The following is a 15,017-nucleotide window of genomic DNA, read 5'->3' on the forward strand; positions in this document are numbered from 1 at the left end:
TGACGATCCGGACCGCCCGAGTCGGCGGAGAATGACCCGATGGTGCGGACACCATTCGTCGGCCGGGCAGCGGCGATGGAGCGGCTCACCGCGGCGTTGGACGCCGCGGCGTCGGGGCGCGGCACGACGGTGCTGGCCGGCGGCGAGGCGGGCATCGGCAAGTCGCGGGTCGCCGCCGAGCTGACGGTACTGGCCCGCGACCGAGGCTGGCTGGTGTTGACCGGCCGCTGTCTCGACCTCGTCGGCGCCGGCGTGCCGTACCTGCCGATCGCGGAGGCGATCCGCTCGCTGCGGGACCCGTCCGCGCCGAGCAACGGCCCGAGCGTGTCACCGGCCCTGTCGCGGCTGGTCGCCGACCTCACCGATCCGGTCGGTACCCTCGAGCAGCGCCCGCACGAGGGCGACGCCCAGGCGCGGCTGCTCGCCGACGTGCGGGCCCTGCTGGACGCGGTCAGCGCCGAGACACCGGTACTGCTGGTCCTGGAGGACCTGCACTGGGCGGACTCATCGACTCTGGATCTGGTCACTTTCCTCGCGCACGTGGTGTCCGACTCGCGTGTTCTGGTGCTGGCCACCTATCGCAGCGACGAAGCGCGCCCGGAAGACCCCCTGCAGCGCCTGACCACCAGCCTGCTCCGGGCGCGCGCCGCCACAGCCCTCGACCTCGGGCCACTGACCGACGCCGAAATGACCGCGCTGCTCGAGGGAATCTCCAAGGATCCCGTCCTGACCGGCACGATCGTCCAACGTGCAGAAGGCAATCCCTTCTACGCCGAGGAGCTGTACGCCGCGGCGACCCGCGGCGAGCCGGACCTGCCGTACGCGTTGCGAGAAATGCTCCTGCAGCGGGCCGCCCGGCTGGATCCGCGCAGCCGGACAGTGCTCCGGACGGCGGCCGCGGCCGGGCGCGACGTCTCGTACGGGCTGCTGGCCGCGGTTGTCCCGCTCGCCGAGCGAGAGCTGCAGGACGCGCTGCGGTCGGCGGTCGACCAGTTCCTGCTGATACCGGACCAGGACGCCGGCACGTTCCGGTTCCGGCATTCGCTGCTCGCCGAGGCCGTGTACCAGACATTGCTGCCGGGCGAACGCGAGGCGGTGCATGCGCGGCTCGCCGAAACCCTGTGCGAACAGCCTCACCTGGCCGCCGCCGGCCTGGTCGCGAGCGACCTGGCTCACCATTGGGCAGCCGCCGGGCGCCCGGTCGAGGCCCTGGCGGCGTCGGTCCGGGCGGCGCGAGGCGCGGAGGCTCTCGCCGGGCCGGCGGAGGCGTTGCGGCACGCCGAGATGGCACTGACCTTGTGGCCGCGGGTGCCGGACCCCGACGACGTCGCCGGGACGCCGCTGGTCGCGCTGCTCGACTGGGCCGCGGAGCTGGCCTACCTGACCGGGAACAACGGGCGCGCGGCGGAGATCATCGAGCGGGCCATCGACCTGTCCGACGTGGGCGTCGACCCCAACCGCGCCGGGTCACGGTTCGAGCGGCTCGGCACCTACCTACTTCCGGCCGGCCGGCGGGAACAGGGCCTGGCGGCATTCCGGCGGGCGGTTGAGCTGGTGTCGGCTGGGCCACCGTCGGCGGAGCGGGTGCGGGTGCTCGCGGCTCTCGGCAACGCGCTGCTGCTCTCCGACAGCTACGACGAGTCACGCCAGGCGTGCCAGCAGGCGCTCGACCTGGCCGCGGCGATCGGCGACCGGCGCTCGGCGTTCCGGGCCGCGGATGTGCTCGCCGCCGACCTGTGTTACCTGGGCCGGCTCGACGAGGGTCTGGCGATGCTGTTCGCCGCGTGCGAGCCCGATCCGGAGCGGAACACTTCGCCATATCAGCTGCGTCCGTACGTCCACCTGTCCGATGTACTGGTCATGGCCGGGCGCCTGCCCGAGGCGATCCGGGTCGCGTACGAAGGTCTGATGACCGCCCGCCGGCTCGGGGTCGAACGTGGCGTGGGCACCGTACTGGCGTCCAACCTGGCCGAGGCGCTGCTGGGCACCGGCGACTGGGCGCGGGCCGACGACGTCCTGACCACCGCGTTGCGGAACGGCGGCACATTCTGGTCGCACTACCCGCACATCCAGCGAGCCCAGCTCGCCATCTGGCGCGGCGAGTTCGACACGGCGCGGGAGCATCTGCGATCCGGTGCGCAGGCCGCCCTCGAGCCACCGACGGCGCCGTTCCATGCGATCCTGCACGCGGAGCTGGCGGCCTGGGAGGGCCGCATCGACGACGCCGCGAGCGCGGTCGACGAGGCTCTGCGGCAGGCCGAGTCGATCGGCGTCGTGAGCAGTCGGCCCCACTCGTGCGCGATCGGGCTGCGAGTGGAATCCGACCGCACGCGGCTGGCCATCGCCGGCCGCGACGCCGCCACGGTCGACAAGGCGAGACGCCGGGCCGGTCAGCTCCTCCGGGATGCTCGCCGTTCTGCCCGCCCGGCCGCCACCTCGAGGCCGGACGCGGCAGCGTGGCTGGCCATGGCCGAGGCCGAGCACGCGGGTGTGGAGGGGTCACCGAATCCGCATCTGTGGCAGGCCGCGGTCACCGCATGGAAGGATCTCGATCGGCCGTACGGTGTCGCGTACTGCCAGTGGCAGCACGCGGCGGCGCTGGCCCTCGCCGGCTCGACCGCCGCCGACACGACCGCCGCCGCGAGGGCGGCCCACCAGCTCGCCACCCGCCTGGGAGCCGAACCGATCCGGCGCGAGGTGGAGTTGCTCGCCCAACGGGCCCGGCTCGACCTGGTCGGGATCCGGCGATTCGAGCGGACCGGCGCACCCAGCCCACTCGGCCTGACCGCCCGCGAGGACGAGGTCCTGAAACTGCTCGGCCGCGGTTACACCAACCGCCAGATCGCGGCCGAACTCACGATCAGCGTCAAGACCGCGTCCGTGCACGTCTCCCACATCCTGCACAAACTCGGGATGTCCCGTCGGCTGGAGGCGGCTGCCATCGCCCACCGGCTCACGACATCTGCCGACTGACGCTCAGCCCGCGAAGGCGTACGGACGGGCTCCCTCGACCCCGACGTCGACCGCGAACACCGCGCCGGCCCCTGGCTCCGCTTCGCTGCCCAGCCCGTCCCGCGAGGTGGTGATGAAGAGCGTGGTGCCGTCGTCGAAGGCGCAGGCGGTGGTCTGCCGGGCCGGAACGGCGATCCGCTCGGTCAGCGTGCCGTCGCTCGCGTAGCGGTGGATCGCGCCGCCGCGCCACAGAGCCACCCAGACGCCACCCTCGGCATCCAGGGCCATCCCGTCCGGCTGGCCCAGCGCGGGATCGATGACCGCCAGGGTCTCGCGGGCGCCGAAGGTACCCGCGTCCGGATCGAAGGCGTACCGGTCGACCCGGCCGGTCGGAGTGTCGTTGTAGTACGCGTGGTGGCCGTCGGGCGGCCACTGGATGCCGTTGGAGATGGTGACGCCGGTCAGCACCTCGTGCACGGTCAGGTCGGGGTCGAGCCGGTAGAGCACGCCGGCGCCGGGCGTCACCGCGTACGCCATCGTGCCGCAGTAGAACCGGCCCTGCGGGTCGCAGCCGCCGTCGTTCATCCGGATCGCCGGATCGTCGAACGCCGCGATCGGCGGGCCGTCGGGCGTGAAGTCGGCGGTGAAGCGCTGGAATCCGCGTTCGGTGGCCAGCACGTAACCGCCGGCCGCCCGAGCCCGGACGGCCGCCGCCACGCCGCCCACCTCGTACCGGTGGACGTCGCCACCCGGCACCACCGCGACCACCGCCCCGGCCAGCATGTCGACCACCAGGAGCCGACCGGCCGCCTCGTCCCAGAACGGGCCCTCGCCATGATGGGTGACCACCTCGGTCACCTGCCGCGCCGTCGTCATATCCACCCGCCGTCCACGATCCACTGCTGCGCCGTGCACGACCGGGAGTCGTCGGCCGCCAGCCACAGCATCATCCGGGCCACATCATCCGGGTACAGCTTGCCCGGCAGACACTGGTTGCGCGCGATCGACGCCTCCGCCTCCGGGGTCACCCAGTGGGCCAGCTGCTTCTCGGTCATGATCCAGCCGGGGACGATGCAGTTGACCCGGATCTGCCACGGGCCGAACTCGCGGGCCAGGGTGTGGGTCAGGCCCTCGATGCCGGCCTTCGCCGTGATGTACGCCGGGAGTTCGAGCAGGTCGATGTGCGCGCTGATCGAGCCCAGGTTGATGATCGACCCGCCGCCGGCCTCGCGCATCCCGGGCGCCACCGCCTGAGCGGCGAAGAAGTGATGCCGGACGTTGACCGCCATCCGGTCGTCCCACAGCTCGACGTCGAACTCGTCGACCCGATAGCGCCGGTCGTCGGCGGCGTTGTTCACCAGCACGCGGACCGGGCCGAAGCGGTCGGCCGCCGCGGCCAGCGCGGACCGCAGAGCGGGAACGTCCCGGACGTCGCACGCCCGGAACAGGGTGTCGTCGCCGAGCTCCCGCTGCAGGGCCGTGCCGCGATCCTCGTCGATGTCCACGAACGCCACTCGCGCACCCTGACCGGCGAGCTGCCGCACGAACTCCTCGCCCAGCCCCGACGCGCCGCCGCTGACGAAGGCGACCCGGCCGCGCAGCGACGGGTAGGTGGCGTACTCGGCCGTCATGCCCACTCTCCCCTGGGTCTTGGAAATGTTTCGCGCTCGACAGACCCCGTTGCCGACGGAGCATACCGGCCTGTCTGCGCAGGATGACACCCCCTTGACCCCGGTTCGTCGACCCTCGTATGCTCCCGCTACTGCGACACTTTCGCGGGCATTACGAAAACTTTCTGGACAGGTGAGCCGATGACGAGGCGCATCCGGGCCGCAGTGCTCGAACGACCGGGCGCCAAGCTCGCCATCGAGGAGCTGGACCTCGCCGACCCGGCCCGCGACGAGGTGCTGGTGCGGATCGACGCGGCCGGCGTGTGCCACAGCGACTACCACTACCTCATCGGCGACCTGCCCAGCCGGATGCCCCTGGTGCCGGGGCACGAGGGCGCGGGCGAGGTCGTGGCGGTCGGGGCGGAGGTCACCGCCGTACGGCCGGGCGACCTGGTCGGCCTGATGTGGCGGCCCCGCTGCGGGCGGTGCCGGTACTGCCTCACCGGACGACCGGCGTTGTGTCAGTCCGGCGCCATCCATGCCGCCTCCGGCGGCCTCCAGGACGGGACCACCCGCCTGCGCCGGCCGGACGGGACGACCGTGCACCACCTGATGGGCGTCTCCTGCTTCGCCGAATACGCGATCGTCTCGGAACGAGCCGTGGTGAAAATCCCGCCGGGCGTGCCGGCCGACATCGCCGCCATCACCGGCTGCGCGGTCATCACGGGCGTCGGCACCGTGCTCAACGCGATCGGGCCGTGCGCCGGGCAGAGCCTGGTGGTCTTCGGCGCGGGCGGGGTCGGCCTGTCCGTCGTGATGGGGGCGGTGCTGGCCGGGGCGTACCCGATCGTCGCGGTCGACATGGTCGCCGAGCGGCTGGAGGCCGCCACCCGGCTCGGCGCGACGCACCTGGTGAACGCCGGGTCCGAGGATGTGGCCGCGGCGCTGACCGACATCGCCGCCGACGGACTCGACTACGCCGTCGAGGCGATCGGGCGACCGGCCACCCTGCGGCAGGGCTTCGACGCGCTGCGACCCGGCGGCACGCTGGTGGCGATCGGGCTCGGCACGGCCGGTCAGGAGCTGAGCCTTCCGTTGAATCCGCTGGTGCAGCGGGAGCGCCGGGTGGTCGGCAGTCTCTACGGGTCGTCCAACCCCCAGGTGGACGTGCCGAAGCTGCTGTCGCTGTACCAGGCCGGACGCCTGCCCATCGACCAGCTCGTCGGAACGCACTATCCGCTGGACCGGATCGACGACGCGGTGAGCGACCTGATCGGCGGCGCGGTCGGCCGCGGAATCATCGTCCCGGCCTGACCGTCGGCAGGGCCCTCCTCTGTGCTCTGACGTCCTTCTACGGCCACGCTCAGCGCAGCCGCCACGCAGCCGATGTGATGCTCGGAGGGCACACCAGCGCGCGAGGTGGCAGAGGCAGCGATGACGAGTGGATCCGACCCGGCCGAACGCGCCGGCCGACCCGGTGCCTACGGGGCCAGATTTGCCCCCGTTCTTGTCGCTGTCTGCGCCCTCGCCGGGGTAGCGGTGTGGCTGGTGGTACGCCATCCCGGCGACGTCGTTCTCGGCAACCTCGGCGGCTCGGTCGTGCTGCTCAGCGCCACGGTTGCGTGTTACAAGGCCAGCGGCGGCAACCGCACGCCCCGGCCGGAGCGAGCCTTCTGGCGCCTGTGGTCGTACTCGGCCGCCGCGCTGTTTCTCAGCACCGTCGCCGCGATCGTGGCCACGGCCCGGGGCGAAACCGGCATGCCGCTCTACGAGGCGGTCCCGACGCTGCTCAGTCTCACTCTCGCGATGCTCGCGTTCCGGCATGTACCGCTCAACCAGCGCAACAAGACCGACTGGACCCGCCTGGTGCTCGACGGTGCCGCCGTGGCGGTGTCCGGCGCCGTGTACTTCGGCTACGTCCTGCTCGATGCGGCGCCCGCCGGCACACCCGTGGTGGTGCGAGCCACGGCCGCGGCGGTGGGCGTCGGCTGCCTGCTCGCGCTGGTCGTCTTCGGTAAGGCCGCGGTCAGCCCGCAGGCACGGATCGACAAGGGGGCGCTGACCATCCTCGCGGTGACCCCGGTGGTGGGGCTCTCCGCGGTGGTGGTGTTCCTGGGTGGGACCCCGATGGGCATGATGCTGCTGTCGGTGGTCGGGTATCCCCTGGTCGGCCTGGTGATGTGCATGGGCGCCCTGCGGCAGTCGCTGGTCGATTCCGGCGCCGCACGCCGCGGGGAGCGGGTCGGCCGGCGATCTCTGGCCGATCCACTGCAATATCTCGCGGTGACCATGGTCGCGGCGCTGGTCATCACGGTCTCGGCCCGGGATCTCGACGCCCGCGGCCGAGCCGTGATCGTGGGTGCGGTGCTCATCGCGACGATCCTGGTGGCAAGGCAGCTCCTGACGGTTCGGGAGAACACCACGGCGCTGGCCGGCATCCGCCGGCAGCAGGCCGAGCTGGAGCGGCTCGCGCTGAGTGATTCGCTGACCGGCCTTCCCAGCCGTACGGCGTTCGGAGTGGCCCTGACCGAGCGCTTGGACGCTGGTGATCCCGCCACCGTGCTGATGCTCGACGTCGACGACTTCAAGATGATCAACGACACGCTCGGCCCCTCCTCCGCCGATCAACTCCTGCACCAGATCGGGCAACGGCTGCGCGACATCTGCGGCCCAGGCGAGGTGGCCGCGCGGCTCGGCGGGGACGAGTTCGCCCTCCTGCTCCCCCACCACGACGCGGCCGACGCCGAACGGACGGCCGCTCACGCCCAGCGGGCCGTGAGCGAGCCGGTCCAGGCCGCCCAGCACCAGCTCATGCTGCACGCCAGCATCGGGGTCGCGACCGCCGCTCCGGGCGAGTCCGCCGATGAGGTCCTACGCAATGCGGACATCGCCATGTACGCCGCGAAAGACGGCGGAAAGGCCACGTGGGTACGGTACGACCCGCAGATGCGGCAGGACATGACCGACCACGCCCGCACCGCCGGCGAGCTGCGCGACGCCCTCGCCCGTGGTGAACTGCGGCTGCTCTATCAGCCGGTCTTCGACCTGCGCACCGAGCGGCTGCACGGCGCCGAGGCGCTCGTACGCTGGCACCATCCCGTTCGCGGCCCCATCTCACCGGTCGCGTTCATCCCGGTCGCCGAGCGCTCGGGCCTGATCGTGCCGCTCGGCGCCTGGGTACTCCGCGAGGCATGCACGACACTCGCCCGATGGCGCGCCGAGCACCCGGGCGGGGCGATCGAAGCCGTCAACGTCAACGTCGCCGTCCGGCAGCTACGGGAGGCAGACTTCGCCGGCGCGGTCGCCGCCGTTCTCGCGGAGACCGGCCTCGCCCCACGCAACCTCGTCCTCGAGGTCACCGAGTCCGCCGTCGTGGACGGCCCGCAGGTCAACCAGACCCTGCAACAGTTGCACGACCTCGGCGTCCAACTCGCCCTGGACGACTTCGGCACCGGCCAGTCCTCGCTGAGCCTGCTGCGCGCCTTCCCGGCGAACGTCATCAAACTCGACAAGTCGTTCGTCGACGGCATCGCCGCCGACGCCGACCGTGGCCGGCACGCGATCGCCGCAGCGGTAGCCCAACTCGCCGACAACCTCGGCCTCAAAGCCGTCGCCGAGGGCATCGAGACCCGCGATCAGCTGAACCGGCTACGCGACATGGGATTCCCGTACGGCCAGGGCTTCCTTCTGGCAAAACCCATGCCGGCCGACGAGTGCGCCGCCCTGATGGCCGCCCACACTCCGGTCCCGACGGCGTGACAGAAGCTCACCCGGCTCCGGTGATTCCCGCCTGCGGTTGCCGGTGGCGGACTGTGCCGTCGGCCATGACGTCGCCGTCGGGGCACCGCCATTGGACCTTGCCGCCGTCGAACTGCTCCTGATAGAGCGACGAGTACAGGCCACCGTCGCGCAGCAGGGAGCGGTGGGTGCCGGATTCGACCACGCGGCCGCCGTCGATGACGTTGATGACGTCCGCGTTGACGATGGTGGACAGGCGGTGGGCGATGGCGATCGTGGTCCGCGAGCCCATGAGCGAGTCGAGGGCCTTCTGCACCTCGCGCTCGCTGGCCGTGTCGAGCGCCGAGGTCGCCTCGTCCAGGATCAGGATGCGGGGATCGTGCAGCAGCACCCGCGCGATGGCCAGGCGCTGTTTCTCCCCGCCGGAAAGTCGGTAACCGCGCTCACCGACGATCGTGTCGTACCCGTCCGGGAACTCCATGATCCGATCGTGGATGTACGCCTCGCGGGCGGCCTGCTCGACGTCGGCCCGGGAGGCGCCCGGACGGCCGTACTGGATGTTGGCCAGGATGCTGTCGTGGAAGAGGTAGCTCTCCTGCGTCACGAAGCCGATCGCGGCGGCCAGCGACGACTGGCGGACGTCCCGGACGTCGGCGCCGTCGATCCGCACCGAACCGCCCGTGACGTCGTACAGCCGCGGAATGAGGTAGCTGATGGTGGTCTTGCCGGCGCCGCTCGGGCCGACCAGCGCCACCAACTGGCCGGGGTCGGCTTCGAAGCTGATGCCCTTCAGGGCGTCCTGCGGCGCGCCGGGGTAGTGGAAGAAGACCTCCCGGACCGCGACCCGGCCGCCGCTGCCGATCGCCGGCAGATCGACCGCGTCGGGGGCGTCGACGATGTCGGGCACCACGTCCAGATACTCGAAGATCCGGTCGAACAGGGCCAGCGACGAGCGCAGCTCCACCGAGACCTGCAGCAGCTGCCCGATCGGGAAGTACAACCGGGTCTGCAGCGTGGTGAACGCGACCACGGTGCCGGCCGAGATACCCGTGCCGCGGGTCAGCAGCAGCCCGGCGACCAGGTAGACCGCGGCCGGGGTGATCGACAGGAACACCTGCACGATCGTGAAGAAGCCCTGGCCGATCATCTGCTGGCGGACCTGCAGGCCGGCCTGGCGCTGGTTCTCCTCGTGGTAGCGGGCGGTGTCCCGCGCCTGGTTGCCGAACACCTTGGCCAGCAGCACCCCGGAGACCGACAGGGTCTCCTCGGACAGGGCGCTCATCGCCGCCAGCGACTCCTGCGTCGAGCGCGCCACCCGCCGGCGCCGCTCGCCGACCAGCCTGGTCAGCCAGAAGAACACCGGCACGGTCACGAGCGCCACGATGGTCAGCTGCCAGCTGAGGATGATCATGGCGACGACGGTCGAGGCGAAGATCACGATGTTGGCCAGGATCGTGGAGGCGGCCGTGGTGACCACCGACTGGACCCCGCCCACGTCGTTGGCCAGCCGCGACTGGATCTCGCCGGTCTTGGTGCCGGTGAAGAAGGCGAGCGACAGCGTCTGCAGGTGCGAGTAGAGGCGGTCGCGAAGATCCCGCATGACCAGCTGGCCGACCCGGGTGGTCTGGTAGGTCTGCAGGATGCCGATCGCGCCGTTGACGATCGGGACGATCGCCATGATCGTGACCAGGATGACGAGCAGCCGGATGTTCGGACCGCCGGGGACGAACAGGGCCTTGTTGAACACCGCCTCGATCAGCAGCGGGTTGATGATGCCGATCGTCGAGGTCACCATGATCAGCCCGACGACCACGGCCACCTGTACGCGGTAGGGGCGGAACAGCGGGACTATACGGCGGCCGATGTCCCGGTTCAGGCGGGCCGGCCCGGCAGTGGTCATGTCAGCAGCCCCCCGAGCACGGTGTCGGCATCACGCCCCCGCGATCCATCAGGCCACGGTCGGGACCGGCGGGTCAACCGGCATCACCGTGACCCTCGGCTCACACGCCCGTCATTCCTTGAGCAGGCGATCGGTCAGGACGAGTTCGACGATGGCCGGGACGGTGGCCTGCCGCGCCCAGTCGCGCTGGAGCTCGCAGGCGAGCGATACCCAGCTGATCGGCCGGCCGCCGGCCTGGACCACGCGGTCGAGGGCGGCCCGGTGGGCTTCGGGCGAGGTGCCGCCGACCGCGTCGACGACGGGATAGACCTCGTATCCGTCGCGCAGCGCGTCCAGAGCGGTGAAGGCCATGCAGACCTCGGTCCACAGCGCGCAGATGATCAGCTTCCGGCGGCCGGTGGCGCGGACGGCGTCGAGGAACTCGACGTCCTCCCAGGAGTTGACCGTGGTCCGGTCGAGCGGCTTGTCGTCGGTGAGCAGTCCGGCGAGTCCCGGAAGCGTCGGTCCCTGGCCGTTCGCGACGTTGACGGTGGAGTGCACGACCGGCACCCCGAACGTCTTGACGGCCCGGACCGTGGAGACGGCGTTCTTGAGCAGCAACGCGTGATCCATCGAGCGGACCAGGGCCAATTGTGACGGCTGGTAGTCGATGAACAGGAACGCCGCGTTCTGCGGGGTGATGAGATGGTCGGCCAGCGGGTCACGCACTGGGGCACTGGTCATGAGGCTCCCTTCCAGGCAGCAGATTCCGGACTCAGGTTCACTGGCGAGACGGTGAGACGTCGTCGCCAGAATCCGGTGATCTGCTGGGCCCCGCGCCTCTCAGTGAACGAGCGCGTGCCCGGCCGGGGGAAGCGCGGCCGATGGTGCCGCCGGCCAGGCGCGACGGTCGGGTCCCAGTTGGGCCAGCAGGGTGGCCTGCAGTTGGCACCAGGGCGAGTAGGACGAGCCCGCGGCGGTCGCCTCGCGGAGGAACGCCGGCCAGGCCATCCAGCGAACGGCGTCGACCTCGTCGGGGCGGGGGCGGGGCTCGGCGCTCACCGACGCGGTGAACACCGGGCACATCTCGTTCTCCACCACGCCGCTCCACTCGGCACGGTAGCGGAAGCGTGGCAGCAGGAGCCGCACCTCGTCTAGGGCGAGACCGAGCTCGTACGCAGCGCGGCGGCTGACCGCGGCCACCATCGGCTCGGACTCCTGCGGGTGGCCACACACGCTGTTCGTCCAGACGCCCGGCCAGGTCAGCTTGCGCGGCGAGCGGCGGGTCACCAGAACCTGGTCGTCGGCATTGAATATGTAACAGGAGAACGCCAGGTGCAGCGGGGTCGACGCGGTGTGCACCGTGCGTTTGTCCTGATGTCCCAGCGCGTTTCCCGACTCGTCGAGCAGAATGACGTGTTCCATTGCGCAACCGCCTCGCGGAATAGAGGGATGACCGAAGATTAGACCGGCCCCGGGGCGCGGCGCCAGGGGCGCGATTAGCCCGGTAGGTCCACATCGGTCGATGGCACCCTCCGTGCTCATGGTGAGAAAACTTCACGTCTTCGCACAAACCACAAGTAACTTTCAGTAGTCACAATGACCGGATTATGCGCCTAAAGCCGGTCGCACTGCCTTCGCAATGTATTGATCCCGCAGCGATCCCGCGGAGTGTGACCGACATCTCACTCGACATTGAGTAGTTGCTCGATCACTATTCGTGATGCGGCTGATCATCCACGGACACCGCGAATCCCCCAGTGGATGATCGACGGCAGCCGGATCGAAACAGGGGTCATGAATGCAGGCCTTGTCTGTCCTGGACCATATCGGCGGCCAATTGGGCCGCCTCTGCGAAGTTCTCGGAATGGATCCGGGCGATCCGGCCGAACTGTTGAAGGATCTGCTCGGCCCGCACGGCGACCGCCCATTGTCGAAATCGCCGGCCTGGCCGTCCGAGGTGGCCGACGACAATTCCCCGGTCGAGTTCTCGGTGGCCTGGAACCAGACCGAGCCACCCTCGCTGCGGATCCTCGCCGAGGTGATCGACGCCGCGCCCGGCGTGCACGCCAACATGGCCTCCACGTACGACTTCCTCGACCGGCAGACCGCCCGCCACGGGCTTCGCACCGACCGGCTGGACGCGGTCCGCGACCTGTTCGGGGCGGCCTGCCCGGACGCCGCCTTCGCCCTGTGGTGCTCGCTGGTCTTCCGCAGCGGCCGCCGGCCCGAGTTCAAGGTCTACTTCAACCCCGAGGCACAGGGCGTGCACCGCTCCCCCGGCCTGGTCGCCGAGGCGCTGACCCGGCTCGGCCTGGCCGCTTCCTACCGGGCGATGCTCGACCACGCCGCACGCCCCGGCGAGCTCGGCCGCCTCGACCGGCTCAGCTTCTTCGCGCTCGATCTGCACGACGGGCCGCAATCCCGGGTCAAGCTCTACGTGTCGCACCACGACGCCCAGCCGCGGGACGCCGCGCGCGCCGCCGCGGTGGTCGACGAGGTCCACGCCGCCGAGGTCGCCGAGTTCTGCGCGCTCGCCGGGCGGGTCGGGCTGTTCACCGGGCGGCCGCTGGTCAGCAGCTACACGCTCACCGAGGGCCTCGCCCGGCCGACCGGCTACAGCGTCTACGTCCCCATCCGCGGCTACGTCGGCGACGATCGCGAGGCACGCGAGCGGGTGCTCGAGCTGATGAGCCGCTACGACCTCGACCACGACCTGCTCGACCGCGCGATCGACGCGGTCGCCCGGCGTCCGCTGGAGCAGGGCGCCGGGCTGATCGCGCACGTCGCGCTCCGGCTCGGGCGACCCCGGCCCGGCCTCACCGTCTACCTGTCGGCCGAGGCGTACGGCGTCGCCTCCCCCACCCACCTCGCCGCTTGACCGCCAGGAGGCCACCGTGTCCGATCCTCGCCGACTTCCCCCGCCGTACCGGATCAAGGTGGTCGAGCCGATTCCGTTCCTCTCGGCCGAGGAGCGGGCCCGCGCGCTCGACGACGCCGGGCACAACCCGTTCAACCTGCGGGCCGACCAGATCACGGTCGACCTGCTCTCCGATTCCGGCACCGGCGCGACCTCGGCCGCGCAGGAGGCGGCGGCCGCGGTCGGCGACGAGTCCTACGCCGGCGCCCGCTCCTGGTTCCGGTTCCGCGACGAGGCCGCCGACCTCACGGGATACCCCCACCTGCTGCCGGTGCACCAGGGCCGCGCCGGCGAGCGGATCCTCTTCACCACCCTGCTGAAACCGGGCCAGATCTGCATCAGCAACACCCACTTCGACACCACCCACGCCAACGTCGAGCTCGCCGGCGCCGAGGCCCGCGACCTGCCCTGCCCCGAGGCCCTCGACCTGGACTCCGACTTCCCGTTCAAGGGCGACATCGACCTCGCCGGCTTGGAACGCACCCTCGCCGGTCCGGACGGCCCCCGGGTCGGCCTGGTCCTGATGACCATCACCAACAACGGCCTCGGCGCGCAGCCAGTGTCGATGGCGAACCTCGAGGCCGTCGCGTCGCTGTGCCGGCGGTTCGGCGTCCCGTTCTTCCTCGACGGCGCGCGCTTCGCGGAAAACGCCTGGCTGATCCGTTCCCGGGAGCCGGGCTACGCGGACTGGACGCCGCGGCAGATCGCGACCCGGGTCTTCGGGCTCGCCGACGGCTGCGTGATCAGCCTCAAGAAGGACGGGCTTTCGGCGATCGGCGGCCTGATCGGGCTGCGCGACGACGACCTGTTCGCCCGGTGCGAGGCCAACCTGATCGCGACCGAGGGCTTCTCCACGTACGGCGGGCTCGCCGGGCACGACCTGGAACGGCTGGCCCAGGGCCTGCGCGAGGTGGTGGAGCCCGCCTACCTGGCCGCCCGCGCCGCCTCCACCGCCCGCCTGGCCCGCATGATCAACGAGGCCGGCGTGGACACCGTGCAACCGGCCGGCATCCACGCGCTCTATCTCAACGCCGGTCGCCTACTGCCGCACCTGTCGCCGGCCGAGTTCCCGGGTCACTCGCTGGGTTGCGCGCTCTACCTCGAGGGTGGCATCCGCTGCGCCGAGCTGGGCTCGCTCTACCTGGGCACGATCGACGAGCAGTACCGGCTGGTCACGCCGGCGCCGTTCGAACTGGTCCGGCTGGCGATTCCCCGCCGGGTCTACACCGAGGAACATTTCGCGTACGTGGCCGACACGCTGGGCGCCATAGCCAAGGAACCCGAGCGCGTCCGCGGCTACCGCATCGTCTCGACTCCCCCGCTGCTGCGGCACTTCAAGGTACGGCTGGCTCCGCTAGGCGCGGGCGGGTGACAAGCGGCCCAGCGCGTGCCGGACCAGCGCGATCAGCGCCAGCTTGCTGGAACCGCGGTCGCGCGCGTCGCACCACACCAGCGGCACCTCGGGGGTGAGCTCCAGCGCCGAGCGGATCTCGTCCTCCGTGTACGCGCACTCGCCGAAGAACCGGTTGACCGCGGCCACGAACGGGACGCCGCGCCGCTCGAAGTAGTCGACGGCGGGGAAACTGCTCTCCAGCCGCCGCGTGTCGACCAGCACGATCGCGCCGACGGCGCCCTGCGCCAGCTCGTCCCAGATGAACCAGAACCGGTCCTGGCCCGGCGTGCCGAACAGGTAGAGCACCACGTCGGGGCTGATCGTGATGCGGCCGAAGTCGAGGGCCACCGTGGTGTGCGTCTTGCCCTCGACGCCGGTCGTGTCGTCGACCCCGACGCTCGCCTCGGTCAGGACCTCCTCGGTGGTCAGCGGCGGGATCTCGCTGACGGAGCCGACCAGGGTGGTCTTGCCGGTGCCGAATCCGCCGGCCACAACGATCTTGACGGAAGTGCGTTCCACGTCCTG

At 71.0% G+C, this 15,017-nt stretch carries 11 protein-coding genes; 5 read left to right on the forward strand and 6 right to left on the reverse strand.

Going from position 1 to position 15,017, the window contains the following annotated elements; all coding sequences use genetic code 11:
- Positions 1-39 precede the first annotated feature (39 nt).
- Positions 40-2,973 carry a helix-turn-helix transcriptional regulator gene (locus tag A3CQ_RS63555; protein ID WP_026205291.1) on the forward strand — a complete coding sequence of 978 codons (2,934 nt, stop codon included), beginning with the start codon at positions 40-42 and terminating at the stop codon, positions 2,971-2,973.
- Positions 2,974-2,976: 3 nt separating this feature from the next.
- Here the strand turns inward: A3CQ_RS63555 and A3CQ_RS0104410 are convergent, their stop codons facing one another.
- Together A3CQ_RS0104410 and A3CQ_RS0104415 are read right to left on the reverse strand one after the other, a co-directional pair.
- The gene (locus A3CQ_RS0104410) at positions 2,977-3,828 is read right to left on the reverse strand and encodes an SMP-30/gluconolactonase/LRE family protein (protein WP_020509701.1); all 852 of its coding nucleotides are present in this window, start codon (positions 3,826-3,828) and stop codon (positions 2,977-2,979) included.
- Positions 3,825-4,583: an SDR family NAD(P)-dependent oxidoreductase gene (locus A3CQ_RS0104415; RefSeq protein WP_020509702.1), complete on the reverse strand. Its 759-nt coding sequence runs from the start codon at positions 4,581-4,583 to the stop codon at positions 3,825-3,827. Before A3CQ_RS0104415 ends, A3CQ_RS0104410 begins: the two co-directional genes overlap by 4 nt.
- Positions 4,584-4,763: 180 nt before the next feature.
- Here A3CQ_RS0104415 and A3CQ_RS0104420 point away from each other — a divergent pair, with 180 nt between their 5' ends.
- Both A3CQ_RS0104420 and A3CQ_RS0104425 read left to right on the forward strand, forming a co-directional pair.
- The gene (locus tag A3CQ_RS0104420; protein WP_040431306.1) at positions 4,764-5,876 is read left to right on the forward strand and encodes a zinc-binding dehydrogenase; all 1,113 of its coding nucleotides are present in this window, start codon (positions 4,764-4,766) and stop codon (positions 5,874-5,876) included.
- Positions 5,877-6,110: 234 nt separating this feature from the next.
- Complete coding sequence (locus A3CQ_RS0104425; RefSeq protein ID WP_245576987.1) at positions 6,111-8,321, forward strand: putative bifunctional diguanylate cyclase/phosphodiesterase; 2,211 nt, start codon at positions 6,111-6,113, stop codon at positions 8,319-8,321.
- A 7-nt stretch (positions 8,322-8,328) separates the two neighbouring features.
- Here the strand turns inward: A3CQ_RS0104425 and A3CQ_RS0104430 are convergent, their stop codons facing one another.
- From A3CQ_RS0104430 to idi, 3 genes are all read right to left on the reverse strand, one after another.
- Positions 8,329-10,200, reverse strand: a complete 1,872-nt coding sequence (locus tag A3CQ_RS0104430) for an ABC transporter ATP-binding protein (protein WP_020509705.1) — start codon at positions 10,198-10,200, stop codon at positions 8,329-8,331.
- A 111-nt stretch (positions 10,201-10,311) separates the two neighbouring features.
- Positions 10,312-10,923 carry a hydrolase gene (locus tag A3CQ_RS0104435; protein ID WP_026205293.1) on the reverse strand — a complete coding sequence of 204 codons (612 nt, stop codon included), beginning with the start codon at positions 10,921-10,923 and terminating at the stop codon, positions 10,312-10,314.
- Between the two features lie 99 nt (positions 10,924-11,022).
- Positions 11,023-11,604, reverse strand: coding sequence for an isopentenyl-diphosphate Delta-isomerase (gene idi, locus A3CQ_RS0104440; RefSeq protein WP_020509707.1), 582 nt, complete (start codon positions 11,602-11,604; stop codon positions 11,023-11,025).
- 442 nt (positions 11,605-12,046) lie between these two features.
- Here idi and A3CQ_RS0104445 point away from each other — a divergent pair, with 442 nt between their 5' ends.
- Positions 12,047-13,060 carry a tryptophan dimethylallyltransferase family protein gene (locus tag A3CQ_RS0104445; protein WP_020509708.1) on the forward strand — a complete coding sequence of 338 codons (1,014 nt, stop codon included), beginning with the start codon at positions 12,047-12,049 and terminating at the stop codon, positions 13,058-13,060.
- 16 nt (positions 13,061-13,076) lie between these two features.
- Positions 13,077-14,471 (forward strand): tryptophanase, encoded by a 1,395-nt coding sequence (locus tag A3CQ_RS0104450; RefSeq protein WP_040431309.1) that lies wholly within the window; start codon positions 13,077-13,079, stop codon positions 14,469-14,471.
- Here the strand turns inward: A3CQ_RS0104450 and A3CQ_RS0104455 are convergent.
- Positions 14,454-15,011 (reverse strand): GTP-binding protein, encoded by a 558-nt coding sequence (locus A3CQ_RS0104455; protein ID WP_040431311.1) that lies wholly within the window; start codon positions 15,009-15,011, stop codon positions 14,454-14,456. The two genes, A3CQ_RS0104450 and A3CQ_RS0104455, sit on opposite strands and share 18 nt — an antisense overlap.
- Between the last annotated feature and the right edge of the window lie 6 nt (positions 15,012-15,017).

This window comes from Paractinoplanes globisporus DSM 43857, assembly GCF_000379645.1.
Lineage (GTDB): Bacteria > Actinomycetota > Actinomycetes > Mycobacteriales > Micromonosporaceae > Actinoplanes > Actinoplanes globisporus.

Excerpts from the sequence above, each read along its gene's own strand:
- A3CQ_RS0104410 (WP_020509701.1), bottom strand. The coding sequence starts at position 3,828 with ATGACGACGGCGCGGCAGGTGACCGAGGTGGTCACCCATCATGGCGAG.
- A3CQ_RS0104435 (WP_026205293.1), bottom strand. The coding sequence starts at position 10,923 with ATGACCAGTGCCCCAGTGCGTGACCCGCTGGCCGACCATCTCATCACC.
- A3CQ_RS0104430 (WP_020509705.1), bottom strand. The coding sequence starts at position 10,200 with ATGACCACTGCCGGGCCGGCCCGCCTGAACCGGGACATCGGCCGCCGT.
- A3CQ_RS0104445 (WP_020509708.1), top strand. The coding sequence starts at position 12,047 with ATGGATCCGGGCGATCCGGCCGAACTGTTGAAGGATCTGCTCGGCCCG.
- A3CQ_RS63555 (WP_026205291.1), top strand. The coding sequence starts at position 40 with ATGGTGCGGACACCATTCGTCGGCCGGGCAGCGGCGATGGAGCGGCTC.
- A3CQ_RS0104420 (WP_040431306.1), top strand. The coding sequence starts at position 4,764 with ATGACGAGGCGCATCCGGGCCGCAGTGCTCGAACGACCGGGCGCCAAG.
- A3CQ_RS0104415 (WP_020509702.1), bottom strand. The coding sequence starts at position 4,583 with ATGACGGCCGAGTACGCCACCTACCCGTCGCTGCGCGGCCGGGTCGCC.
- idi (WP_020509707.1), bottom strand. The coding sequence starts at position 11,604 with ATGGAACACGTCATTCTGCTCGACGAGTCGGGAAACGCGCTGGGACAT.